The following is a 22016-nucleotide window of genomic DNA, read 5'->3' as shown; positions in this document are numbered from 1 at the left end:
TTTATGCTTGACAACAAAAAAGGGTCTGACCCCTATGGATCAGACCCTTTTTAGCTTCTTAAGGAAGTGCCTCTTACAGCTCCGAAAAGTCGAAGGAAGTTTCCAGGAATTTGGTGGTGAAGTCTCCGGCCTTGAACTGCTCGTTATCCATGAGCTTAAGGTGGAACGGAATGGTTGTCTTAACGCCTTCTACCACGAACTCCGACAAGGCGCGCTTCATCTTCACGATACACTCCTCGCGGGTTTGTGCTACCGTAATGAGTTTGGCAATCATCGAATCGTAGTTTGGCGGAATCTGATAGCCCGCATACACGTGCGTATCTACGCGTACACCATGGCCTCCGGGGATGTGCAGCACCGTGATTTTGCCGGGTGAGGGGCGGAAGTTGTTCGCCGGATCTTCAGCGTTGATGCGGCATTCCATGGCGTGCATCTTGGGCGTATAATTCTTGCCCGTAATCGGAATGCCGGCGGCCACCTTGATTTGCTCTTTAATCAGGTCGTAGTTGATAACTTCTTCCGTCACGGGGTGCTCCACCTGAATGCGGGTGTTCATCTCCATGAAGTAAAAGTCGCGGTTAGCATCCACCAGGAATTCGATGGTGCCTACGCCTTCGTAGCCGATAGCCGAGGCGCCGGCAATGGCCGCGGCACCCATCCGCTCACGCAAATCATCCGTCATGAAAGGAGAGGGGGCCTCTTCTACCAGCTTCTGATGGCGGCGCTGAATGGAGCAGTCGCGCTCCGAAAGGTGGCACACATGGCCGTACTGGTCGCCGCACACCTGAATCTCAATGTGACGGGGCTCCACCACGAACTTCTCCAGGTACATGCCATCGTTGCCGAAAGCTGCTTTGGATTCAGTGCGGGCGTCGTTCCAGGCCTTCTCAAACTCGTCTTCGGAGTTGATAATGCGCATACCGCGTCCGCCGCCGCCGGCTGTGGCCTTCAGGATAACGGGGTACTTAATTTCGCTGGCTATTTTCTTGCCTTGCTCTACGGAATCAAGCAGACCAACCGAGCCTGGAATGCAGGGCACCCCAGCTTTGATCATGGTGGCTTTAGCCGAGGCTTTATCACCCATCTGATTAATCATCTCGGGCGTGGCCCCGATGAACTTGATGCCGTTTTCCTGGCAAACCCGCGAGAACTCCGCGTTTTCCGACAGGAAGCCATAGCCTGGGTGAATGGCGTCGGCGTTGGTGATTTCAGCCGCCGCAATCAGGGTAGGGATGCTCAGGTAGCTTTGGGCGGAGCTAGGAGGCCCAATGCACACGGCTTCATCCGCAAACCGAACGTGCAGGCTTTCCTTATCGGCCGTCGAATACACGGCCACCGTTTTGATGCCCATTTCCTTGCAGGTCCGAATTACGCGCAGCGCAATTTCGCCCCGGTTGGCAATCAGTATTTTTTTGAACATGAGTGGGGTCTGGGGGCTAGGGAGCGTGGGGTCTTGAGGAAAAAGGGAAGGGCCTTGCGGAGTTAGGGCTAGCCTTGTAACAAGCGTAAACCCTACTTCCCCAAGACCCCAAGACCCCAATCAATTACATTGGCTCAATCAGGAACAGTGGCTGATCGTACTCCACGGGCGAAGCATTTTCTACCATTGCTTTTACCACACGGCCAGCCTGCTCTGCTTCAATTTCATTGAACAGCTTCATGGCTTCGATAATGCAGATCACCTGACCTTTTTCTACTAGGTCGCCTACCTGCACAAACGCCGGCGAGTCGGGGCTGTTGCTGCGGTAGAAGGTGCCAATCATCGGGGCTTTCAAGGGCACATAGTTCCCACCGGCAGCTTCTGCAGCCGGAGCCGCAGGAGTTGCTGCCGGAGCAGCTGCGGGTGCCGGAGCTGCTGCCGCGGCCGGAGCCGCTGGGGCTGCGGCCGGAGCCGGCTGAGACATCATCCCGCCGCTTACCACTTTCGTGTTGGGCTCGCGCTGAACCGAGATTTTAAATTCGTCGGTTTCGATGTTGACTTTGTTCAGACCCGACTTGGCAATGAAGTCGATGAGTTCCTGGAGTTCTTTGGCTTTCATGGGGGCGACAGTGGGCTTATTGGGCTGCTTACTTGACTCTTTCGACATAGGAGTAGTCGCTTGTCTTGATGCGAATTTTGGTGTCGGTATCAATAAACAGCGGCACCTGAATGCGGGCCCCCGTTTCTACAATGGCGGGCTTGAGCGTGTTCGTGGCGGTATCGCCCTTTAGGCCGGGCTCCGTGTACGTTACCATTAGCTCCACCGTGGTGGGCAATTCGGCCGTAAGGGGCTGCTCTGTTTCGGCGTGGAACAAGATGGTAACTACCTGCCCTTCTTTCATCAGGTCGGCGAAGGGGACCATAGCTTCGGGCAACACTACCTGCTCAAACGATTCATTGTCCATGAACGTGTAGCCGTAGTCGTCCTTGTACAGGTACTGATGGGGGCGCTGCTCTACGCGGGCAGTTTCCACTTTCACCCCAGCATTGAAGGTGTTATCGAGTACGCGGCCGGTTTTAATGTTGCGGAGCTTGGTGCGCACAAAAGCCGGGCCTTTGCCGGGTTTTACGTGCTGAAATTCGGTGATGACGTGCAACTCGCCGTTGTAGTTCAAAACGAGCCCGTTGCGAAAGTCTGCGGTCGTGGCCATGGTGGGAAAGAGAAATTAAAAGAAGAAAATCCAAAGAAAAGTCTGGTGGAAACGACCGGCTCAGCTCTGCATCTTCAACATTCAGAAAGAGAGTTACTAGGGTGGAAACGCAACGTGCCGTCCCGAAAAGTTGGCGGGGCGGCACGTCGGGAGTGCAAGTATAGAGGTTTTCTGGTTTCGCGCCGCCGGAATTAGGCAGCCACGGGTCCAGGCTTCGGATCATACGCCCATTTCAGGTACAGCGCACCCCAGGTAAAGCCGCCCCCAAAGGCCGCAATAATGAGGTTGTCGCCTTTGCGCAGCTTCGACTCGTAGTCGGAGAGGCACAGCGGAATGGTACCGTTGGTGGTGTTGCCGTACTTATGAATGTTGAGCATCACCTTTTCCGGGCCAATACCAACCCGGTTTGCCGTAGCATCAATGATGCGCTTGTTGGCCTGGTGTGGCACCAGCCAATCAATAGTTTCAGGGTTCAACCCATTGCGGTCCGCTACCTGCGCGGCCACATCGGCCATGTTTTTTACAGCGAACTTGAAAACAGCTGCGCCTTCTTGGTGCACGTAATGCTCCCGGTTTGCTACTGTCTCCGCTGAGGGCGGGCGGCGGGAGCCACCAGCTTTCTGGTGCAGATACTGTTCGCCATTGCCATCAGAATGCAGTTCCTGGTCGAGCAGGCCTAGTCCCTCCTGGTTGGGTTCCAGCAACACCGCGCCGGCGCCATCACCGAAAATGATGCAGGTAGAGCGGTCGGTGTAGTCGATGATGCTCGACATTTTGTCGGCGCCCACCACAATTACCTTTTTGTAAGTGCCGGTAGCTATAAACTGTGAGCCCGTCGCCAGCGCATACATAAAGCCTGAGCAAGCCGCCTGCATATCAAAACTGAAGGCTTTAGTAGCCCCCACCGCGGCCGAGATGATGTTGGCAGTAGCCGGAAACACCAAGTCGGGAGTAGTAGTAGCGCAGATGATCAGGTCAATGTCGGCGGCCGAGTTGCCGGTTTTAGCCAGCAGCTGCTCTACTGCTTTTATGCCCATTACGGAGGTTCCCTGGTTGTCGCCCTTCAGAATGTGCCGCTCCTGAATTCCGGTTCGGCTCATAATCCACTCGTCAGTTGTCTCGACCATTGTTTCGAGCTCCTGATTAGTAAGCACGTAGTCGGGCACGTAAGAGCCGACTCCGGTGATGGCAGCGGTAATCTTCATTAGAGAGGGAACGGAAAACGCGGCAAAAGGAAAAGTCCGGCTCAGCTGCCGGACTTGTGTCGCTCTTAAGATTTAAAGGTGGCCTTTATCTGGTCGGCGATGCCAGAGCTAGCCATTTGGTACCCTTGCAACAGCATGTTGCAGATAGCTTGAGGTGTGCTTACTCCGTGCCCGATGATGGCATTATCGTTAATGCCCAGGATAGGAGAGCCCCCAACAGCTTCGTAGTTGAACTGGTCGAGGAAGGGGTCGTGGATGTTCTTTTCGGCGAGGATGTCGTATACCGACTCTGCCATTTTGAGTACCACGTTGCCGGTAAATCCGTCGCAGACAATAACGTCCGCTTTGTCATTAAATAAGTCGCGACCCTCGATATTTCCGATGAAGTGAATGTGCGGATTCACTTTCAGCAGCTGGTAGGCAGCCTGCGTATTGGCGGTGCCTTTGCCTTCTTCTTCCCCCAGGTTCATCAAGCCAACTTTAGGCTTTTCGATGCCTAGTACATGCTGGGCATAGAGGGAGCCTAACTCACCAAACTGCTCCAGCATTTCGGGCTTGCATTCAGCGTTAGCACCTACATCCAGCATGATGCCTAGGCCACCGTGCGTCTTGGGAACAAAGTTAGCAATGGCCGGGCGCATAACCCCCGATACCGCCTTCACGCTGAACATAGCTCCCACCAGCATAGCGCCAGTATTGCCCGCTGAGCAGAACGCTTCTACTTCGCCGGTGGCCAGCATGCGATATCCAACAGCAATGCTGGAATCTTGCTTTTGCTGGTAGGCTTTTGCCGGGTGCTCGCCCATCTCAATGATTTGCGAAGCAGGTACTAGTAAAAGGTCGGTAGCGGCAGCACCATGTTGGGCTAGCAGGGGGCGTACGGCGTCTTCCTGGCCGATGAGCACTATCTGAGCCTTACCGGCTAGCGCTTGAGCGGCCAGTACGGCTCCATCGACGGCGGCCTGAGGAGCAAAATCGCCCCCCATTGCGTCCAGGGCTATCTTCATGAACGGAGAATCAAAGAGGTCCGGGAGAGAAGCTATGCGGGGCACCAAAGCTCCGGATTATTGCCTACCTGCTGAAGCAGCTAGGCAATAATCCGGAGGCCAATGGCATTACCGCCGCATAGGTAAGAAAGCGGCTAGCGAACGACTATTCTTCGTCGTTGTCGGTAGCGACCGGAGCAGCTACGGGAGCGTAGTCTTTGATGGCTACTTTACCGTTCAGGTACAGGTCACCGTCAACTACGTACGCTTTGTGACGCAGGTGCAGTTCGCCGGTCGTCGAGCACATAGTTACGGCTTTCGGAGTCAGTTTGTAGTGGCTACGACGTTTGTTACGGGTAGCGGAGGAGGTCCGGCGCTTAGGATGTGCCATGGTTGAAAAGGGAAATTAAAAGCAAAGAGAAAATTTACAAACGGAAGTCAGCAGGGCGCGCGTCTAGTTGAGGTTGCGCAGCGCATTCCAGCGCGGGTCGTTGTCGTCATCCTCGTCATCTTCGCCTTCCTTACGGGTAGTGAAAATGAGTTTGGCGTCGGCATCGGGGTTTTCATCGGGCTCATTCTGGAAGCGCGGGTGCAGCTTCTTCATGGGCAAGGCCAAGCCGATGTAATCAAAGAGGTGTTGGGCCAGGGGCAGCGTCTGGGTATCGGGCGTGATTTGCAGCACGTTGTCGTCCAGCTCCAGGTTCTGGTCGCCGAAGCGCACCAGCAGCTGCTCGTGCGCTTCCACCTTCTGGTCAAACTCATCCAGGCTACGGTCGCAGATCTGGCGCACGGTGCCGTGCAGGTCAAAATCCACGGTGATGAGGCGCTCGGTTTTGGTAAGCGTCACATCGGCCTGAACGTTGCCATCCGGAATGAGCTCCTGGTCAAACTGCTCAAAAAAAGCCTTGTCCAACGTAAACGCGAAGTGGTGCGTTTTGTCGGCCAGACGGGCAATGTTGATATCGAATTTAGGATCCTTCTTCACGGCTAATTTGTAGCAGGGGGCAAAAGTAGAAAGTTTTCCCCGTTTTGTAAAAGCAGAAGCGCTGTAGAGAGGCCGGCTAGGCGTTTTTAAGAATGAAATCTGGCGGAATGCCCAGTCGCTCATACAACCGCTTGGCCAGATCCAGGGTTACACGGCGCTTTCCGCTCAGGATTTGCGAAAGGCGACCCGCTGGTACTTCCAGCAACTCAGCCAGCTCCTTTTGCTTGAGCCGCATCTGTTGTCGTTTCAGCTCAATCATTTCGGCCAAGGAGGTTGGAAGGTTGGGGATGGGTAGTAAGCCCAACTGGCCTTCGTACATATCAAGGGCCGCAATCAGCTCTCTAAACTCGGCCTCCAGTGTTGCATTCCCCTCAAAACCAGCCGCCACCAATGCATCCAGGCGGCGCAGGGCAGTTCGGTAGTCAGCGGGAGTGTGAAGCGTCATGTAAACAGAAGAAAGAACAGCAACCGCTGCTGTACCCAGGATTGGTGGCTGCAAACTTACCAGCATTATTCCAAAACCACAAACAATGTTTCGATTTTGGAAAGAATCTTTCCGAAAGCGTTAGAATGTGTGGTGCAGTTGCTGAGGTTCCAAATCATACAAACCGCTCCGTCTGCTGTTCAGAGCCGAAGCGGTTTGAATGATTTGGAGGACTAGTGCTGGCTATTCCTGCCGGCCACCACGTGGGGCAGGCCCAGGTATTAGGGGCTTAATTTCGGCCAGGGCTTTGCGTTGGCGCACTAGGTCGCAGGCCATATACAGGGCTTCCCGGAAAGACGTTTCGTCGGCCTTGAACTGGCCCGCCAGGCCATAGGCAGTGCCGTGGTCGGGAGAGGTGCGGATGACGGGCAAGCCAGCCGTGAAGTTGACGCCGCGCTCAAAGGCTAGGGTCTTAAACGGTATCAACCCCTGGTCGTGGTAGAGGGAGAGTGTGGCATCAAACTGCCGGAACTGGCCGGTGCCGAAGTAGCCATCGGCTGGGAAGGGGCCGTAGGTAAGGTGGCCTTCCTGCTGAAACTGCTGCAATACCGGTGTAACGGTTTCGGCTTCTTCGGTGCCTAGTAAACCGTTTTCGCCAGCGTGCGGGTTTAGCCCGAGCACCGCAATGCGCGGCTTCTCGATACCGAAATCCTGCTTAAGGGAGTTCAGCAGAATGCGCAGTTTGGTAGTGAGCAGTTCCTTGGTAATACGGCCCGGTACATCCTTTAGCGGTATATGACCCGTGACAGTGGCTACTCGCAGGTCTTCGCTGGCCAGCAGCATCAGGCTTTCTTTGGCTTCAAAGAATGAGGTCAGAAACTCGGTGTGGCCGGGGAAGCGGAAGTCATCGGCCTGGGTGTTTTCCTTGCTGATGGGAGCCGTAACCAGAGCGTCGAGCAAGCCGGCTTTCAGGTCGCGGGCAGCGGCCAGCAGGCTCTGGCGGGCTGCGGCACCGCTGGCAGCGCTGGGTTGGCCGGGCGTGAGCGAGTAGTCTTCGTCCCAGCAGGTAACAGCATTGTGCTTGCCGGGCGCAATATCCGCGGCTTCGCGCACCTGCCGGAACGTGAGCGGCTCGTGGGTTGCGTCGGCCGGAAAGTCGTCGAAGAGTACAGTGGCCGTGCCGTACACCACGGGCGTGCAATACTTCAGCAGCCGCTGATCAAGAAAGGTCTTATATATGATTTCCGGTCCGATTCCGGCCAGATCGCCGACGGAAATGCCAATGCGTGGAAGCATGGGAGGTAATTAGGATGGAGGGAACAGGTGAGAGCCGGTTACTAGGCCCGCTTTTTCAGGAACTCATACGTGAGGCGCACGGCCGTGCCGGTTCCACCTTTACCACGGTACGAGTCGGGGGCGGTGAGGAAGGCCGGCGCGGCAATATCGAAGTGAACCCACGGGTAGCTCTCCGTGAAGCGCTCCAAAAACTTGCCCGCTGAAATGGCGCCGGCTTCGGCTTTGCCCATGTTGCTGAGGTCGGCAATGCTGCTCTTGATGTGGTCGGCGTATTCATCCCACAATGGAAACTCCACGAGGCGCTCGTGGGTGGTGTTGCCGGCTTGCTTTAGGTCCTGCATCACGTTTTCCTCGGCGGTGCCCATAAACACAATGCCTTCCTGGCCAATGGCACGAGCTGCTGACCCAGTAAGCGTTGCATAATCGAGTACCAACTCGGGGTTGTATTTTTTGGCAAACGCCAGGGCATCGGCCAGAATCAGGCGACCTTCTGCGTCGGTGTTCATTACTTCCACCGTCAGGCCGTTGTACATGGTAATCACGTCGCCGGGGGCCAGGGCGGGGCCGCCGGGGCGGTTGTCGGTGGCCGGTACCAGGCCAATTACGTGCAGCGGAACCTGGTTTTTAGCCAGCGCTGTGAGTACACCTATTACCACCGCCGAACCGGCCATGTCGCACTTCATCAGGTCCATGCTGTTGGGCGTGGGCTTTAGGCTAAGTCCGCCCGTGTCGTACACTACGCCTTTGCCCACCAGCACAATCGGCTTGGCATTGGTGGCGCCGGCGGGCTTGTACTCCATAATGGTGAAGGTAGGCGGCTCGGGGGAGCCCTGGTTTACTGCCAACAGGCCACCCATGCGCAGGGACTCAATGCGGACAAAGTCCAGCACCTCTACCTGAAAACCGGCCGCTTCACCGGCTTCCTCGAAGCGCTGGGCTAGCTGCGTAGCATTGAGGTGGCTGTAGGGCATGTTTACTAGGTCGCGGGCCAGATATACCCCTTGCAAGATGTTGTCTAGCTCCTGCACTTTTTCGGTGCTCAGGTGCGGGCCCACCAGCGTAATAAGTTGGAGGTCGTGAGCTTTTTTCGATTTCTCGTCAGTTTTGTAGCCTTCGAACTGATACGCGGTCAGGGCGATGCCTTCGGCCAGGGCTAGGGCCCCATTGGCGGTCAAGTCGTTAATAAATAGCTCCGGGACTTTATCGGCTTTCAGGCGGGCGTGCAACTGGTGCCCGGCTTTGCGCAGGGCTTCGCAGGTTAGTGCTTCCGTCTTTTTCTCTTCTGCCACCACGTAATAATGGCGGTGCGTGTACTGGTTCACGCTGATTAACTTCTCATCGGCCGTGAGCTGGGTTGCCACGTAGGTGCGGGCTGCCTCGGGCAAATCGGCGGCGGCGCTGATGGGTAGTTCCTTGGTACCGGCCGGCAGAATGAATACGGTATCCGCAAAGGAGGGAAAATCGGCGGCGTATGCGAGGGATAAAGGCATGATTCTAAGTCCGTAAAGCCAGCTGCTACCCCCGTTTGCAGCGCAAAGCGCTGAGAAACGGCCGCTGCCGGCGTATCTTTGGGCGTGAAGGTAGGCCACTTTGGGCATATCCGCTACCTGCTCTCACAAGCTGCGCGGTTGCCTTCTGCAAGCACCCTAGCAAAATCGTTGGGGAACAGCATATACGCGAGAAGGTCTTCCTCCAGCACCCGCTGACGGCCACGTTGTCGGTCAGGCCACCCATTTAATTTTACGCGCATGGATTCCGTCAGAGCCAAAAAGCACCTCGGGCAGCACTTTCTCAACGACCCCAACATTGCCCGCAACATTGTGGAAGCCCTGCGCCTGCCCGATGACGTTAAAGAGGTGCTGGAAATTGGCCCCGGTATGGGCGTGCTCACCCAAACCCTGCTCCAGCACCCCGAGTACGAAACGGCGGTGGTGGAAATTGACCGGGATTCAGTGGAGTACCTGGGCAAGCATTTTCCGGCGCTGGCGGGGCGCATTTACTCCCAGGATTTTCTGAAGATGGACCTAGGCAAGCTCTATGACGGGCGGCCCATCAGCATCATCGGTAACTTTCCCTACAACATCAGCTCCCAGATTTACTTTCAGGTGCTAACTCACCGCCACCAGGTGCGTGAGTGTGTAGGCATGATTCAGAAGGAAGTAGCCGACCGTTTGGCCGAGGGGCCAGGCTCCAAAACCTATGGTATTCTGAGCGTGCTGCTGCAGGCGTTTTACGACATCGATTACTTGTTTACGGTGCCGCCGCACGTGTTTAGCCCGCCGCCCAAGGTGCAGTCGGCCGTCATTCGCCTCACCCGCAACCAAACCCAACAGCTGGCCTGCGACGAAAAGCTATTCTTCCAGGTAGTAAAGCAAGCCTTCCAGACGCGCCGTAAAACGCTGCGCAACGCTCTTAAGCCGTTCGGTATGCTTCCAGAAACTACCACTGACCCCATTTTTGATAAGCGCGCCGAGCAGCTCAGCGTGCAGGATTTTGTGGGCTTGACGCAGCACGTTCAGGAGCACAAGGCAGCCTAGTAAAGAAGTTTTGAAATAAATGGAGCTAGCAGCACTCCGAAGCAAAGCATCAACCTCAGCCTTTTAATGGCTGAAGCCAAACGTATAGATCTAAAATGGTATGAAAACCAGCTATTGGCTTTTTTTGGTTTTTTTCTGCCTAGCTATTTTTCAACCGTTTATCACGACAGGCACCAATAAGCTGATCCATAATTTTCTTTCAGACCGAGCTAAGCTTCGGCTTGAAAAATCAGTTCAGGCAGTATTCCTATTTGTGACCAGCTTTTTGGCTCTGCTCGGTATAGTAGTGCTGTTATCTGGGCAATGGAATGGCCGAATTCTAGAAATGTCGATTTCTGAAAATTGGCTGTTTTCCATTAGCCTGGCCTCCGTGTTTGTTACTGTGGTCCGACTCATTAAAGAAAGGGACACTTTCAACAGAAATCATTAGTTCATCTTTCCTGGCTCTACCGTTTACTATGTCTCTCTGCCTCGTCATCGACGAAATGCACCCGAGCTTGCCTGATTTGCTGCAGGAGTTGGGCGTGGAGCTTCACTACCGGCCTGATTTGCGCCCCACGGAAGTAGCGGCGGCGCTGGCGGCGCATCCGTACGATGGATTGATTGTGCGCTCCAAAGTGCGCGTAACGGCCGCGCTGCTAGCCAACGGGCCGCACTTACGCTACGTATGCCGGGCTGGCGCTGGGGTGGATAACATTGACGAAGAGGCCCTGGCTGCGGCTGGTGTAACGCTACTCAACGCACCTGAAGGCAACCGCGACGCCGTGGGGGAGTATGCTGTGGGTCTGTTGCTGGCTCTGTTCCGAAACATTGTACGCGCCGACCGCGAAGTGCGGGCCGGAGAGTGGCGCCGAGAGGCCAACCGAGGCGAGGAAATAGGCGGCAAAACCATCGGGTTGCTGGGCTACGGCCATATGGGCAAAGCCTTTGCCCGCCGCCTGCAGGCCTTCGACTGCACCGTGCTAGCCTACGACCACGACCCCAACGTGGAGCTTAACCACTATGCCACCCTAGTAAGCTTAACGGAGCTGCAGGAGCGGGCCGAGGTGCTGAGCCTGCACATTCCGTATTCGGAAGCCAACCATCATGTGGTAAACGAAGAATTTCTGGCGGGCTTCCGCAACCCGTTGTGGTTGCTGAATACGGCCCGCGGCGAAGTGCTAGACCACGCGGCCCTGGTGCAGCGGCTACGAACCGGGCAGGTGCGCGGCGCGGCCCTCGATGTGCTCGACAATGAAAAGCTTGCAACCCTCACGCCAGCGCAACAGGCGCGCTTTGAGTACCTGCGTACAGCCCCAAACGTTGTGCTGTCGCCGCACGTGGGCGGCTGGAGCTTCCAGAGCTACGAGCGAATCAACCAAGTGCTGGCGCGGAAGCTACGTGAATTTCTGCGAGGCTAGGGGAGTTGCGCCGGGTAAGAGTGCTTGGCAGGGCACGCGCATTATTTGTCCGGTTTTCGTATATTTGCCTAAACCTGTTCGGGGAGAACGGCCAGCCACGCTGGCCGTTCTCCTTGTTTTTTGAGCTTACATCACCCCACCATGTCTACTATCAACTACTACACTCCGGAAGGTCTTCAGAAGCTGAAGGATGAGCTTCAGGACCTCAAAATCCGCGGCCGGGCCAAAGCAGCAGACGACCTGCGCGAAGCCCGTGACAAAGGCGACCTGAGCGAAAATGCTGAGTACGACGCGGCCAAGGAAGCTCAGGGCCTGCTCGAACTCAAAATCTCCAAGCTGGAAGAAATCGTGGGCAACGCCCGCGTACTCGACGAAACCAACCTTGACCTCACCAAGGTGCTCATTATGAGCAAAGTGAAGCTCAAGAACTTGAAGAACAACATGGTTCTCGACTACACTTTGGTGGCGGAAGAAGAAGCGAATCTGGCGGCTGGTAAAATCTCCGTGAAGTCGCCCATCGGCAAAGGCCTGCTAGGCAAGTCGGCCGGCGATACCGCCGAAATTACCGTGCCCGCTGGCAAGCTGCAGTTTCAGATTCTGGAAATCAGCCGGTAGCGGCGAAATTGTGAAGTCGTGAAACGGTGAGTTACCTGTTTCACCGCACAGAATACACAAAAAAGGGCGAGGCTACGGCTTCGCCCTTTTTGCGTTTTGCCTCGTACTTTGGCTGAACTGAAAGGCGGTTGCTGCTGTAGCCGCTTGCCTACGTTCCTGTTCCACCTCTACTTCACCTTCCTTCATGCCTTCTATTTTCTCACGTATCGTGTCGGGTGAACTGCCTGCCTACAAAGTAGCGGAGGACGACCACCACCTGGCGTTTCTGGATATTACGCCCCTAGTAGAAGGTCACACGCTGGTAATCCCGAAAAAGGAAACCGACTATATTTTTGACTTGCCCCCGGCTGAGCTAGCCGCTTTACACCTGTTTGCGCAACGCGTAGCCAAGGGTGTGCGCGCTGCCGTGCCGTGCAAGCGCATTGGGGTGGCAGTTATTGGGCTGGAGGTGCCGCATGCGCATATACACCTCATTCCGATGCATAACGTGTCGGACATGAACTTCGCCAACCCTAAAATAAAGGTAGCCGAGGTCCGCATGAAGGAGCTGGCAGCGGCCATTGCCGCGAAAGTTCCGGCTGCAGAGCATGGCCATGAGGCAGCTTCTTTGGCGCCTCTGGATACCAAAGGCGGCCGCGAAACCACCGAAGTAAATGAGGCTGCTACCCCTGCCAAGGCTGGCAACGATGCCACACTGGAGCAGCTGCAGCACCTCACCAAGGGCCTGGTATTCATGAGCGAATCGGATGCGCCGCTGGAGCCCGTTATCTTTGATGCGCCCGTCGGCGGAATGACAGATGCCGCCCTGGCCAAGCTAGCCGGCGCACCTGCTGATGCCAAAGTAGAAAAACAGGAGCTTACCTATTTTCTGCGCAACCACACCGCCGACAATGGCGTGCTAGGCAACCCCGAGCAAGCCAACCGCTTTAAGGGCCTGCAGATGTACCTGAAGCAGGAACTCAACAACGTGCAGGTGTACCGGTTAGGCAGCGGCCCGCAAGTGCCCGTGCTGGTGCTGGGCGAAGCGGAAGGGGGCAAGCTGGCCGGATTCAAAACTGTACTCACGGAGACCTGATACGACTAATCAATCCCTAGGTCAGCAAAACGCCCAAACCTTTCAGAAGGGATTTGGGCGTTTTGCTGACCTAGGGATTCAAATTATGTGAAGTAGCTAGTTGCCGTGCCCACTCTACTAGGCCGGCGGGGGCAGCAAACCGGGTTCTGGCTTTTTGCGCTTATCCTGCCTGCGGATGCGGTTTTCCTGCTCGAACACCTTGGTGAGCACCATGAAGTAGGAGAGGAGCAGCGGCCCCAGCACCAGGCCCAGAATGCCAAAGATTTCCACGCCGAGTACTACCCCCGCCAGCGTCACCAATGGGTGAATATCGCCCATGCGGCGGGCCAGCACAATGCGCAGCAGGTTGTCGATGTTCATGATGACCACTACGCCCACAATGAGGATGCCCACGCCCTGGCCCGTGTGCCCCTGCGTAAGCTTAATGATGGCTGCCGGCCCCCATACCAGCGGCGTGCCCAGCACCGGTATAAACGCCATAAAAAAGGCCACCACGCCCCAGAACAGCGCATCGGCAACGCCGAAGATTTGCAGCGTGATGCTGGTAAGCAGCGCCTGCACCAGCGCAATAATGGCCTGCCCCAGCACATTAGCATTCACGTTGTTTTTCAGCGAGTCGCCGAGCTCGTGCATGGTGCTGGGCCGAAACGGTAGGTAGCGCCTGAGGCCCCGCAAAAATCCCGCTTCCTGCACAAACATGAAGTACAGCGTAAACAGCATCAGCCCGATAATGACGGTGAAGTGCAGCAACCCGCTGGCCAAGGACGGAATCCGTTGGCTGAGCCAACTGACACTTTGCTGTAACAAGGTGCGCACGCCTTGCTCGTTAGTGAAGGTGTAGCCGGTCTTCTCCTCGATTTTGTGCAGCACGGCCATAATCTGGCTGGTGTCTTGGCCGTAGGTTTTGATGCGGTCAATCAGCATCAGGCTCAGGGCCATGAATGGCAGAATTATGACGACAAAGGAAAACACCAAGATGCCGATGGTGACTACCTGCCGGTTCCAGTGGCGCCGGTGCACCAGCCCCACAAACCACGGCCGAAACACCACGAACAGAATACCGGCGCCCAGAAAGGCCGTGATGTAGCTGCCCAGCCCCACCAAAATCAGCACGGCTAGGCCTACCAAGCACAAAATCAGTAAAATGTACTGCTGACGGGCGGTGTAAATGTTTTCGGAGGAGGGAGGCATGAATCGGCGCTAAACGCGAAGGGTGAACCAGGCGGTAAAATACGGATTCGTGCTGCCATCAACACACAAAAACGCCCCTTACTGGTTCGGAAGAGGCGCTATATATCGTATTTCCGTAGTATTTACTTTACTCTTCAACCCCAGAGCGCCGGGCCAAGGCCGCTACGGCTAGCCCCATCAGGGCAATAAGGGCAAAAGAAACCCGCAAATTGGTGGCTCCGGCCACCAAACCAATAACGGGCGGCCCGAGCAGAAATCCGGCAAACCCCACCGTGGTAACCGCTGCCAGCGCCACCCCCGGCGACATGGTTTTCGAGCGGCCCGCAGCCCCATATACCAGTGGCACCACCGAAGAAACCCCAATACCTACGAGCATAAACCCGATAGTGGCCGGTATAAAGCTAGGAAATAGCACCGCTATCAGCAGCCCGGCGGCTTCTAGCAACCCGCTTAGTACTAGGGTGCGTTGGCGGCCAAACCGGTCAGCAAACCAGTCGGCCACAAAGCGGCCGCCGGCCATGGTGCTCATGAAGGCGGCAAAGCCCACGCCTTCCAGCGAACTATCGGCCTGAATGACTTTGCGGAAATACACGCCGCTCCAGTCGAACATAGTACCCTCACAGAGCAACGAGCAGAACGCCAGCACTCCCAGCAGCAGCAACGACTTGTCGGGCAGTACGAAAATGGGGGCATCAGCATCGCGCGGAGCATCGGCGGGCAGCAGGTACGGCCGGGCCAGCACCACGCCCGCCACTACCAGGGCGGTTACAAGCAGAAAGTGGGGTAGTGGGGCTACATTGTTGGCAATGAACAACGTAGCCAGCGCCGCACCGGCAAAGCCCGCTAGGCTCCACAAGCCATGAAAGCTGGCCATAATGGACTTGCTGTAGAGCGCCTCCACACCCACGGCCTGGGTATTGATGCTGATGTTGGCCATGTTGCTGGCCAGCCCGAAAAACGCCAGTGCTACCATAAGCAAGGGCGTAGTGCTGGCTAGCCCCAACAATGGCAGAAAAGCGGCGTAGAGCAGCAAGCCCACAATGGTCAGCGGGCGGCTGCCAAAGCGTGCTACCAGCCAGCCCGTGAGCGGCAACGAGGCGATAGAACCCACCGGAACCGCTAGCAGTACCCCGCCCAGCCCCGTATCGGAAAGGCCTAGCTCTTGCTGCACCGTCGGGATGCGGGCCGCCCACGTCGAGAAGCACAGGCCCTGCAACAGAAACGCGACGCTAACCGCCAAGCGGTGCGTGCGCCGGGGGCGTAGTTCAGGTATCGGAAGAGTTTGAGTAAGCATGGGTAGAAAGGGCGAAGCACCGCCGGCTGGTCAAAAAAACACCCATCTAGCCCCTGTGCAGGAGCAAGATGGGTGGGAGATAGGTCAGAGAAGTGCAGGAACGACGCAGTGGGAGGCGTCGGCTGCAAAGGTCGGGAAAATGTGCGGCTTACTTAGTATCCGCAACGGCCCTAATGTACGCGCGGCCCACAGGTTGTGTTGCTGAGGAGCTGTGTCTGAGGTTATTGTTGAAAGATTAGCGCACTGCGCCAGCATCCACTTGGGCTTCCAGCTTTTCTTGTATCGCCAGCGGTAGTTTGCTGAGCAAGTCAAGGCCTGAGGCAGCTTCAATAGCATCTACGCTCACGCGGTATTGGCTCCAGTCGGGACTCACAGATTGGTCGTTGGGGGTGTCAACGGCCAGTATGCGGGCCTGGCCGGTAGCAATTCGCTGCAAATCGTTGGAGCCTTCGGGTAAAATCACGAGCACCTTCCAGACGCGAGCCGGCACCGTTACCCGGCCCTGGTCGATGGTCGTCATGCGGCCGTTCTGGCCAGTGCCTCCTTTGCCATAGCTACCCATGATAATGTACACTTCCTTCCCCTGCTTTACTTGGCCCCGGGTCCATTCTTCCAGGCCGCTCCAGGTGCGCTGGTTGTTGTTGCCAGCCTGCGGAATCATGTTGGTCATCAGGAAGGTAGCCGAGTTGTCGTCGAGCTCCGTGGTGCGGTCGGCGCTGGGGCAATTATGGCCTTTATCGAAGCCCGAGCCCGTGTAGGAGCTGCGCGAAACCTGATAGAACTGGCGGGGCAAAGCCGGGTCGGGGCGGAAGTCATCCTGGCGCGGGGCCGAGCCCATCCAGGCCCGGTTTAGGTGCCAGCTTACCCAGGTGGGTGTGCCGCGCTGGGCATTGTAGCCGATGGTAAACTGGGGCTTGACCAGCAAATAGTTGGTAGGCATGTTCACATCGGCGGTTGCGCCGCTGGGGTTGCCTAGAGCCATGTTGTCGTCGCGGCTGGTTACCACGGCTTCGGCCTGGGCCGTGGTGGCGGAGGGCAGGCTGGAGGATGTCGTGGACTTTGGGCTGGGCGCGGGGCTAGTAGCGCCCGTTGCTACCGAGCCGCCCGCTACCGCCGCGCCGTTGGCGGCTTCTAGGGCAATGTCATCAATGTTCAGGCGGCCCTTGCCTGTATCCGTTTTCCTGATTTCCAGCCGCAGCGCACTAGCTGCGCCCCCCTGAAAGGTTGTTACGATGAGTTTGGGTCCACGCGCCTGCACGGGCTGGCCAATGCGGCGGAAGGTTCGGCCGCCATCTACGCTCCCCCACAGCTCCCAGGTGCTAGCGGGGTCAGAGCCGTAGGCGGCGCTTTTAATCCGGATGGTTTGCACGCCCTGAGGCGCATCGAAGTTCATGCGCAACCGGCCCTGGCCGCGTAGGCGGGCTGCGTGCTGGCCGTTTTTGTGATCTTGGTCGGAGGAGCCAATCAGCGCATCCTCAAAATGCCAGGAGCCAGAAGCCAGGGTTTCATCCCCAGCAGAATATGCGCCTTTCTCCGCGCTTTCAAAGGTTTCCTGAAAGCGGCTGCCGCTTTGGCTGACGGTGCTAGCCCCAGACTCCACCAGAATGGCGGGCGGCCCGTCGTTGGCAGCGGCGGAGGGGCGGGAGGTAGTTTCAGAGGAGTTGGAGGAGCAGCCTAGGGTAGTAAGGCTAAGCAGCAAGCCAGAAAGCAGGAGCGAGGAGAGGCGGCGCATGTGCGAAGTAAATTAACGAGGCGAATGTAGCGGAAGCCGCGGGTTTTGACGAACAGTTGAGGCGGGTTCCGGCTCGTCATCAGGCTGGGTGCGGCCTTCAACTGGGGTTTTTCGCCCTCGGTTAGGGAAAGATTCCTATCCTTGCGGGTGCTGGCTGCGTAGGCACTAGCTGCCTCCAACCCTGAAACTGGCCCGGCTGCTACCCCTTTGACGGGCCGCAACCGTCTGGCTTCTCATTCCATCGGTATGACCAAAACCGTTTTTATTGCTTCTGCCGAGCCCTACAGCGGGAAGTCGCTCGTGGCATTGGGTCTCGTGAATTTGCTGCTCGGGCAGGCCCAGAAAGTAGCGTACTTCAAGCCCATAATTGCCGCCGCCGAACCTCAGGACCCGCATATTGCTACCATCCTCAGCTACTTTAAGCTACCGCAGGCCTACGCCGATACCTATGCCTTCACGCGGCCCGAGGCCCTGCGCCTCATGGAAGATGATGCCCAGGGCGAGCTGATTGATACCATCATTCACAAATACAAGCAGCTGGAGGAGCAGTACGATTTCACGGTAGTAGAAGGCAGCGACTTTCTGGGTCCTGGCACTGCATTCGAGTTCGACGCCAATGTGTCTATTGCCAAAAATCTGGGCGTGCCGGTCATCATGATTATTTCCGGTGATGGCAAAACCACCGCCCAAATCGTGAGCTCCGTCCTGACGGTGCTGCGCAGCTTTGAGGCCCGGGAGGTGCAGGTGCTGGCGGCTGTGGCCAATCGGGTGCCTAGTGCCCAGGTAAACGACGTGCGCGAACTGCTCCGGAACCAGCTGCCCGCCGAGTTGCTGCTGGCCGTAATTCCGGAAGATAGCAACCTGCTGCACCCCACCATGCGCGAGATTCAGCAGGGCCTGCAAGGGAAGTTGCTCTTTGGCGAGGCCGAGCTCAGCAACCAGGTAGATAACTACGTGATTGGGGCCATGCAGCTGCCCAATTTCCTGAACTACCTCAAGGAAAATGTGCTTATTGTAACCCCCGGCGACCGGGGCGATATTATCATTGGGGCGCTGCAAGCCAACTCCTCGGCCAGCTACCCAAGGGTGGCAGGCTTGGTGCTCACGGCCGGCTCCGTGCCCGAAGAACCGATTCTGCGGCTGATTGAGGGCTTGCCGGCGGTAGTGCCTATTCTGGCCGTCACTACGGGTACGTTTGAGACCAGCACCCAGATAGCGGCTATCAAGTCGCGCATCAGCTCCGAGAACCCCCAGAAAATTCAGCTGGCCATCCAAACCTTTGAGCGGCACATGGATGTCCGAGCCCTGCAAGAGCGCATGGCCCGTTACCAGCCTGAGGGAATTACGCCGCACATGTTCCAGTACCGGCTGCTGCAATGGGCCAAAAGAAAGCGCCAGCACATTGTACTACCCGAAGGAAACGACGACCGGATTCTGCGCGCGGCGGCGCTGCTGCTGCATCAGAATATCGTCGACTTAACCATATTGGGTAATCCGCAGGAGGTAGCGGCTTCCGCCAAACGACTAGGCCTCAACCTGCCGCAAAACGAGCATTTGCAGGTGCTCGACCCCGTGCATTCTGACTATTACCCCGGCTATGTGCAGGCGTTTTATGAGCTGCGCAAAAGCAAAGGCGTGAACGAAGACATGGCCCGCGACCTGATGCGCGACGTCTCATACTTCGGGAGCATGATGGTGCAGCAAGGCCACGCCGATGGCATGGTGTCGGGGGCGGTGCACACCACGCAGCACACCATCCGGCCGGCCCTGCAGTTCATCAAAACCAAGCCAGGGGTGTCGGTGGTATCGTCGGTATTTTTCATGTGCCTGCCTGACCGCGTGGCTGTGTTCGGCGACTGCGCCGTGAACCCTAACCCCACGGCCGAGCAGCTCGCTGAAATTGCCATTTCATCGGCTGAAAGCAGCCAGGCTTTTGGCATTGAGCCGCGCATTGCTATGCTCTCGTACTCCTCGGGCACCTCAGGGGCCGGCGCCGATGTAGAGAAGGTGCGCCAGGCCACGGAGCTGGTTCGCCAGCTGCGGCCCGACCTGAAAGTAGATGGCCCCATTCAGTACGATGCCGCCGTGGACCCCATCGTGGGTCGTCAGAAACTGCCCGACTCCGAAGTAGCCGGCCAGGCCAGCGTGCTCATTTTCCCTGATCTGAACACGGGCAACAACACCTACAAAGCCGTGCAGCGCGAAACCGGCGCTTTAGCCATTGGCCCCGTATTGCAAGGCCTCAACAAGCCCGTCAATGACCTCAGCCGTGGCTGCACTGTTGATGATGTGTTTAATACCGTGGTCATTACCGCCATTCAGAGCCAGCAGGGGTAGCAAACAAGGCGCAGGGGGAAGGTCGGTGGGTACACGCTTCCCAGCGTACTTTCCTTTAGCTTGCTGCCCAAATTACCCTAGTACCCCATTTTTGCAACCCAAACAGAGCACTCAACACACCCTATGCCTTCAGGACTTTTTGCTTTACTAGATGATATTTCGGCGTTGGTGAAAGTCAGCGCGGCCAGCCTCGACGATGTGCCGGCGCAGGTAGCCAAAACCACCGGGAAGGTTTCCGGCATTGTAATAGATGACACGGCCGTTACGCCCAAATATGTTGTGGGCCTTGACCCCTCCCGGGAGCTATCCATCATCTTCCAGATTGCCAAAAAATCACTCATCAATAAGCTGCTTATTCTAAGTCCGGCGGCCTTGGTGCTGGGGTATTTCGCTCCTTGGGCTATTACGCCCATTCTGATGCTGGGCGGGGCGTATTTGTGCTATGAGGGGTATGAGAAGGTGCATTCCATGTTCAGCAAGCACCACGAGGTAGATCCTGAAAGTGAAAATGTAAAAACGATTACCCCGGAGGAGCTGGAGCAGGAACGCGTTGCAGGCGCCGTCAGAACCGACATTATCCTGTCGGCCGAAATTATGGCCATTGCCTACAGTCAGGTAACCGGCCAGCCGATTGTGAACCAGATTGTGGTGATGGCGGCCGTGGCCGTATTTATAACGGTGGCCGTGTATGGCTTTGTGGGCATGATTGTGAAGGCCGATGATTTTGGTGTGCATCTGGCCAAGGATAAGCACGGCCCCGCCACCCAGAAATTTGGCCGGGGCTTAGTAAAGTTTATGCCGCATTTCCTGCAAATTCTGAGCTACGTAGGCACTGCCGCCATGCTGTGGGTGGGTGCCGAAATTATTGCCCACGGCATTCCGTTTACCGCCCACTTACTGCACGACCTGGAAGAAGCCCTAGCCGATATGCCGGCAGTAGCCTGGCTGGCCAAGGCCCTAGCCTGTGGTATTGGCGGACTTATCCTGGGTTTCTTTATTGACCAAGTGGTTCGGCTGGTGAAAAAGGTACTGCCAAGCAAAAGCTAAGGGCACTTACACTGCCGCGCGAAACCGGCTCTCACGTTACTTTCCGCATGAACATATTTGTTGTTAACTCCGGTAGCAGCTCCATTAAATATCAACTGTTTCGGTGGCCCACGCAGCAGCCGGTGTGCAGCGGGCTGGTGGAGCGCATTGGGTACTCCAATGCCGTCATCACGCACAAAGTATTTAGCTCCGTTGCCACTCCCGATGCGCCTCAGGAAGTCCGCAGAACGCTGGAGTTGCCCGACCATGAGGCCGGCCTGCGCGAAGTAGTGGCCCTGCTAACCGACCGGGAGCAAGGCGTACTGCGCGACCCCGCCGATATACACGTGGTGGGGCACCGCGTAGTACACGGCGGGGAAAGCTTCGCGGCTACTACCATCATTACCGATGATGTGAAGGCGGAAATCCGGCGCTTGTTTGCCCTGGCCCCGTTGCACAACCCCGCCAACCTAGTGGGCATTGAGGTAGCGGAACGCATTTTCAAGCAGGCCCGGCAGGTAGCCGTGTTTGATACGGCGTTTCACCAGACCTTGCCCGAACCGGCTTTCCGCTACGCTCTGCCCGAAAAGCTGTACACCGAAGAGCGCATCCGGGTGTACGGCTTCCACGGCACCAGCCACCAGTACGTGGCAGCTCAGGCTACTAGCTACTTAGGCAAGCCCAATGCCCGCCTGGTTACGCTGCACCTCGGTAACGGCTGCAGTGCCGCCGCCGTGCGCGCCAACCGCTGCCTCGATACCAGCATGGGGTTTGGGCCACTCAGCGGCCTAGTGATGGGCACCCGCACCGGCGACCTAGACCCTTCTATTGTACTTCACCTGATGGGACAGCTTGGTTACACCGCCGAGCGAATCAGCACCCTGCTCAACAAGGAAAGCGGCATGCTCGGCCTCACGGGCTTTAGCGATATGCGCGACATCACGAAGGCCCGCCAGCAAGGCAATGCCCGCGCCGCTTTGGCCTACGACCTGTACGCGTACCGCATCCGCAAGTACATTGGCGCCTATGCCGCCGTGCTAGGCGGGCTCGATGCCTTGGTGTTTACGGCCGGGGTAGGAGAGAACGACGCGTTGGTGCGGCAACTGGCCTGCGAAGGGCTGGAGTTTCTCGGGATTGAACTCAATGAGCAGGAAAACCAGCAGCGCCGCCCCGGTCTCCGCGAAATTAGCCCCGCAGGTGCCCGCGTGAAGGTGCTGGTAGTGCCTACCAACGAGGAGCTGGAAATTGCCCGGCAATGTGCGGAACTGCTGGCAGGGTAGCG

General features: G+C 57.0%; 21 protein-coding genes. 8 read left to right on the top strand and 13 right to left on the bottom strand.

Going from position 1 to position 22016, the window contains the following annotated elements; genetic code table 11:
* Nucleotides 1-73 precede the first annotated feature (73 nt).
* From accC to ACYVHC_RS02810, 10 genes are all read right to left on the bottom strand, one after another.
* Complete coding sequence (gene accC / locus ACYVHC_RS02855; protein ID WP_460612152.1) at nucleotides 74-1420, bottom strand: acetyl-CoA carboxylase biotin carboxylase subunit; 1347 nt, start codon at nucleotides 1418-1420, stop codon at nucleotides 74-76.
* A gap of 124 nt (nucleotides 1421-1544) precedes the next feature.
* Entirely contained in the window at nucleotides 1545-2039 is a 495-nt protein-coding gene (accB, locus tag ACYVHC_RS02850; protein ID WP_460612151.1) for an acetyl-CoA carboxylase biotin carboxyl carrier protein, read from the bottom strand.
* A gap of 28 nt (nucleotides 2040-2067) precedes the next feature.
* A complete protein-coding gene (efp, locus tag ACYVHC_RS02845; protein ID WP_460612150.1) occupies nucleotides 2068-2631 on the bottom strand; it encodes an elongation factor P in 564 nt (187 codons plus the stop codon).
* Between the two features lie 191 nt (nucleotides 2632-2822).
* On the bottom strand, nucleotides 2823-3836 hold the full coding sequence (locus ACYVHC_RS02840; RefSeq protein WP_460612149.1) for a beta-ketoacyl-ACP synthase III: 1014 nt from the start codon (nucleotides 3834-3836) through the stop codon (nucleotides 2823-2825).
* 65 nt (nucleotides 3837-3901) lie between these two features.
* Nucleotides 3902-4843 carry a phosphate acyltransferase gene (gene plsX / locus ACYVHC_RS02835; protein ID WP_460612148.1) on the bottom strand — a complete coding sequence of 314 codons (942 nt, stop codon included), beginning with the start codon at nucleotides 4841-4843 and terminating at the stop codon, nucleotides 3902-3904.
* 145 nt (nucleotides 4844-4988) lie between these two features.
* The gene (rpmF, locus tag ACYVHC_RS02830) at nucleotides 4989-5213 is read right to left on the bottom strand and encodes a large ribosomal subunit protein bL32 (RefSeq protein ID WP_460612147.1); all 225 of its coding nucleotides are present in this window, start codon (nucleotides 5211-5213) and stop codon (nucleotides 4989-4991) included.
* A gap of 63 nt (nucleotides 5214-5276) precedes the next feature.
* The gene (locus tag ACYVHC_RS02825; RefSeq protein WP_460612146.1) at nucleotides 5277-5807 is read right to left on the bottom strand and encodes a YceD family protein; all 531 of its coding nucleotides are present in this window, start codon (nucleotides 5805-5807) and stop codon (nucleotides 5277-5279) included.
* Nucleotides 5808-5883: 76 nt separating this feature from the next.
* Nucleotides 5884-6252: a helix-turn-helix domain-containing protein gene (locus tag ACYVHC_RS02820; protein WP_460612145.1), complete on the bottom strand. Its 369-nt coding sequence runs from the start codon at nucleotides 6250-6252 to the stop codon at nucleotides 5884-5886.
* Between the two features lie 222 nt (nucleotides 6253-6474).
* Complete coding sequence (pdxA, locus tag ACYVHC_RS02815; protein ID WP_460612144.1) at nucleotides 6475-7527, bottom strand: PdxA family dehydrogenase; 1053 nt, start codon at nucleotides 7525-7527, stop codon at nucleotides 6475-6477.
* A 41-nt stretch (nucleotides 7528-7568) separates the two neighbouring features.
* Nucleotides 7569-9017, bottom strand: a complete 1449-nt coding sequence (locus tag ACYVHC_RS02810) for a leucyl aminopeptidase family protein (RefSeq protein WP_460612143.1) — start codon at nucleotides 9015-9017, stop codon at nucleotides 7569-7571.
* 258 nt (nucleotides 9018-9275) lie between these two features.
* On the opposite strand from ACYVHC_RS02810, the gene rsmA reads away from it, so the two are divergent.
* From rsmA to ACYVHC_RS02785, 5 genes are all read left to right on the top strand, one after another.
* Nucleotides 9276-10064 (top strand): ribosomal RNA small subunit methyltransferase A, encoded by a 789-nt coding sequence (gene rsmA, locus ACYVHC_RS02805; RefSeq protein WP_460612142.1) that lies wholly within the window; start codon nucleotides 9276-9278, stop codon nucleotides 10062-10064.
* 100 nt (nucleotides 10065-10164) lie between these two features.
* Nucleotides 10165-10494: a hypothetical protein gene (locus tag ACYVHC_RS02800; protein WP_460612141.1), complete on the top strand. Its 330-nt coding sequence runs from the start codon at nucleotides 10165-10167 to the stop codon at nucleotides 10492-10494.
* A gap of 28 nt (nucleotides 10495-10522) precedes the next feature.
* A complete protein-coding gene (locus tag ACYVHC_RS02795) occupies nucleotides 10523-11464 on the top strand; it encodes a Rossmann-fold NAD(P)-binding domain-containing protein (protein ID WP_460612140.1) in 942 nt (313 codons plus the stop codon).
* Nucleotides 11465-11605: 141 nt separating this feature from the next.
* Nucleotides 11606-12079: a transcription elongation factor GreA gene (greA, locus tag ACYVHC_RS02790; protein ID WP_460612139.1), complete on the top strand. Its 474-nt coding sequence runs from the start codon at nucleotides 11606-11608 to the stop codon at nucleotides 12077-12079.
* 184 nt (nucleotides 12080-12263) lie between these two features.
* Entirely contained in the window at nucleotides 12264-13154 is an 891-nt protein-coding gene (locus ACYVHC_RS02785) for a nuclease A inhibitor family protein (RefSeq protein ID WP_460612138.1), read from the top strand.
* Between the two features lie 117 nt (nucleotides 13155-13271).
* Here the strand turns inward: ACYVHC_RS02785 and ACYVHC_RS02780 are convergent, their stop codons facing one another.
* The 3 genes from ACYVHC_RS02780 to ACYVHC_RS02770 all read right to left on the bottom strand — a co-directional run bounded on the left by ACYVHC_RS02780 (nucleotide 13272) and on the right by ACYVHC_RS02770 (nucleotide 17371).
* Nucleotides 13272-14345, bottom strand: coding sequence for an AI-2E family transporter (locus ACYVHC_RS02780; RefSeq protein ID WP_460612137.1), 1074 nt, complete (start codon nucleotides 14343-14345; stop codon nucleotides 13272-13274).
* A gap of 127 nt (nucleotides 14346-14472) precedes the next feature.
* Nucleotides 14473-15639, bottom strand: a complete 1167-nt coding sequence (locus ACYVHC_RS02775; RefSeq protein ID WP_460612136.1) for an MFS transporter — start codon at nucleotides 15637-15639, stop codon at nucleotides 14473-14475.
* A gap of 235 nt (nucleotides 15640-15874) precedes the next feature.
* A complete protein-coding gene (locus ACYVHC_RS02770; protein WP_460612135.1) occupies nucleotides 15875-17371 on the bottom strand; it encodes a DNA/RNA non-specific endonuclease in 1497 nt (498 codons plus the stop codon).
* A 246-nt stretch (nucleotides 17372-17617) separates the two neighbouring features.
* Here ACYVHC_RS02770 and pta point away from each other — a divergent pair, with 246 nt between their 5' ends.
* The 3 genes from pta (at nucleotide 17618) to ACYVHC_RS02755 (ending at nucleotide 22014) form a co-directional block, all read left to right on the top strand.
* Nucleotides 17618-19708: a phosphate acetyltransferase gene (gene pta, locus ACYVHC_RS02765; protein WP_460612134.1), complete on the top strand. Its 2091-nt coding sequence runs from the start codon at nucleotides 17618-17620 to the stop codon at nucleotides 19706-19708.
* A 123-nt stretch (nucleotides 19709-19831) separates the two neighbouring features.
* Entirely contained in the window at nucleotides 19832-20755 is a 924-nt protein-coding gene (locus tag ACYVHC_RS02760; RefSeq protein WP_460612133.1) for a DUF808 domain-containing protein, read from the top strand.
* A gap of 47 nt (nucleotides 20756-20802) precedes the next feature.
* Entirely contained in the window at nucleotides 20803-22014 is a 1212-nt protein-coding gene (locus tag ACYVHC_RS02755; RefSeq protein ID WP_460612132.1) for an acetate/propionate family kinase, read from the top strand.
* The last annotated feature ends 2 nt before the right edge of the window (nucleotides 22015-22016 follow it).

The sequence above is a fragment of the Hymenobacter seoulensis genome, from assembly GCF_054780535.1.
The sequence above is the reverse complement of the archived record's forward strand: the minus strand, read 5'-3'. Positions and strand labels throughout refer to the sequence as shown.

Coding starts and splice junctions, on each gene's coding strand:
- accC (WP_460612152.1), bottom strand. CDS start 1,420: ATGTTCAAAAAAATACTGATTGCCAACCGGGGCGAAATTGCGCTGCGC.
- accB (WP_460612151.1), bottom strand. CDS start 2,039: ATGAAAGCCAAAGAACTCCAGGAACTCATCGACTTCATTGCCAAGTCG.
- efp (WP_460612150.1), bottom strand. CDS start 2,631: ATGGCCACGACCGCAGACTTTCGCAACGGGCTCGTTTTGAACTACAAC.
- ACYVHC_RS02840 (WP_460612149.1), bottom strand. CDS start 3,836: ATGAAGATTACCGCTGCCATCACCGGAGTCGGCTCTTACGTGCCCGAC.
- plsX (WP_460612148.1), bottom strand. CDS start 4,843: ATGAAGATAGCCCTGGACGCAATGGGGGGCGATTTTGCTCCTCAGGCC.
- rpmF (WP_460612147.1), bottom strand. CDS start 5,213: ATGGCACATCCTAAGCGCCGGACCTCCTCCGCTACCCGTAACAAACGT.
- ACYVHC_RS02820 (WP_460612145.1), bottom strand. CDS start 6,252: ATGACGCTTCACACTCCCGCTGACTACCGAACTGCCCTGCGCCGCCTG.
- pdxA (WP_460612144.1), bottom strand. CDS start 7,527: ATGCTTCCACGCATTGGCATTTCCGTCGGCGATCTGGCCGGAATCGGA.
- ACYVHC_RS02810 (WP_460612143.1), bottom strand. CDS start 9,017: ATGCCTTTATCCCTCGCATACGCCGCCGATTTTCCCTCCTTTGCGGAT.
- rsmA (WP_460612142.1), top strand. CDS start 9,276: ATGGATTCCGTCAGAGCCAAAAAGCACCTCGGGCAGCACTTTCTCAAC.
- ACYVHC_RS02800 (WP_460612141.1), top strand. CDS start 10,165: ATGAAAACCAGCTATTGGCTTTTTTTGGTTTTTTTCTGCCTAGCTATT.
- ACYVHC_RS02795 (WP_460612140.1), top strand. CDS start 10,523: ATGTCTCTCTGCCTCGTCATCGACGAAATGCACCCGAGCTTGCCTGAT.
- greA (WP_460612139.1), top strand. CDS start 11,606: ATGTCTACTATCAACTACTACACTCCGGAAGGTCTTCAGAAGCTGAAG.
- ACYVHC_RS02785 (WP_460612138.1), top strand. CDS start 12,264: ATGCCTTCTATTTTCTCACGTATCGTGTCGGGTGAACTGCCTGCCTAC.
- ACYVHC_RS02780 (WP_460612137.1), bottom strand. CDS start 14,345: ATGCCTCCCTCCTCCGAAAACATTTACACCGCCCGTCAGCAGTACATT.
- ACYVHC_RS02775 (WP_460612136.1), bottom strand. CDS start 15,639: ATGCTTACTCAAACTCTTCCGATACCTGAACTACGCCCCCGGCGCACG.
- ACYVHC_RS02770 (WP_460612135.1), bottom strand. CDS start 17,371: ATGCGCCGCCTCTCCTCGCTCCTGCTTTCTGGCTTGCTGCTTAGCCTT.
- pta (WP_460612134.1), top strand. CDS start 17,618: ATGACCAAAACCGTTTTTATTGCTTCTGCCGAGCCCTACAGCGGGAAG.
- ACYVHC_RS02760 (WP_460612133.1), top strand. CDS start 19,832: ATGCCTTCAGGACTTTTTGCTTTACTAGATGATATTTCGGCGTTGGTG.
- ACYVHC_RS02755 (WP_460612132.1), top strand. CDS start 20,803: ATGAACATATTTGTTGTTAACTCCGGTAGCAGCTCCATTAAATATCAA.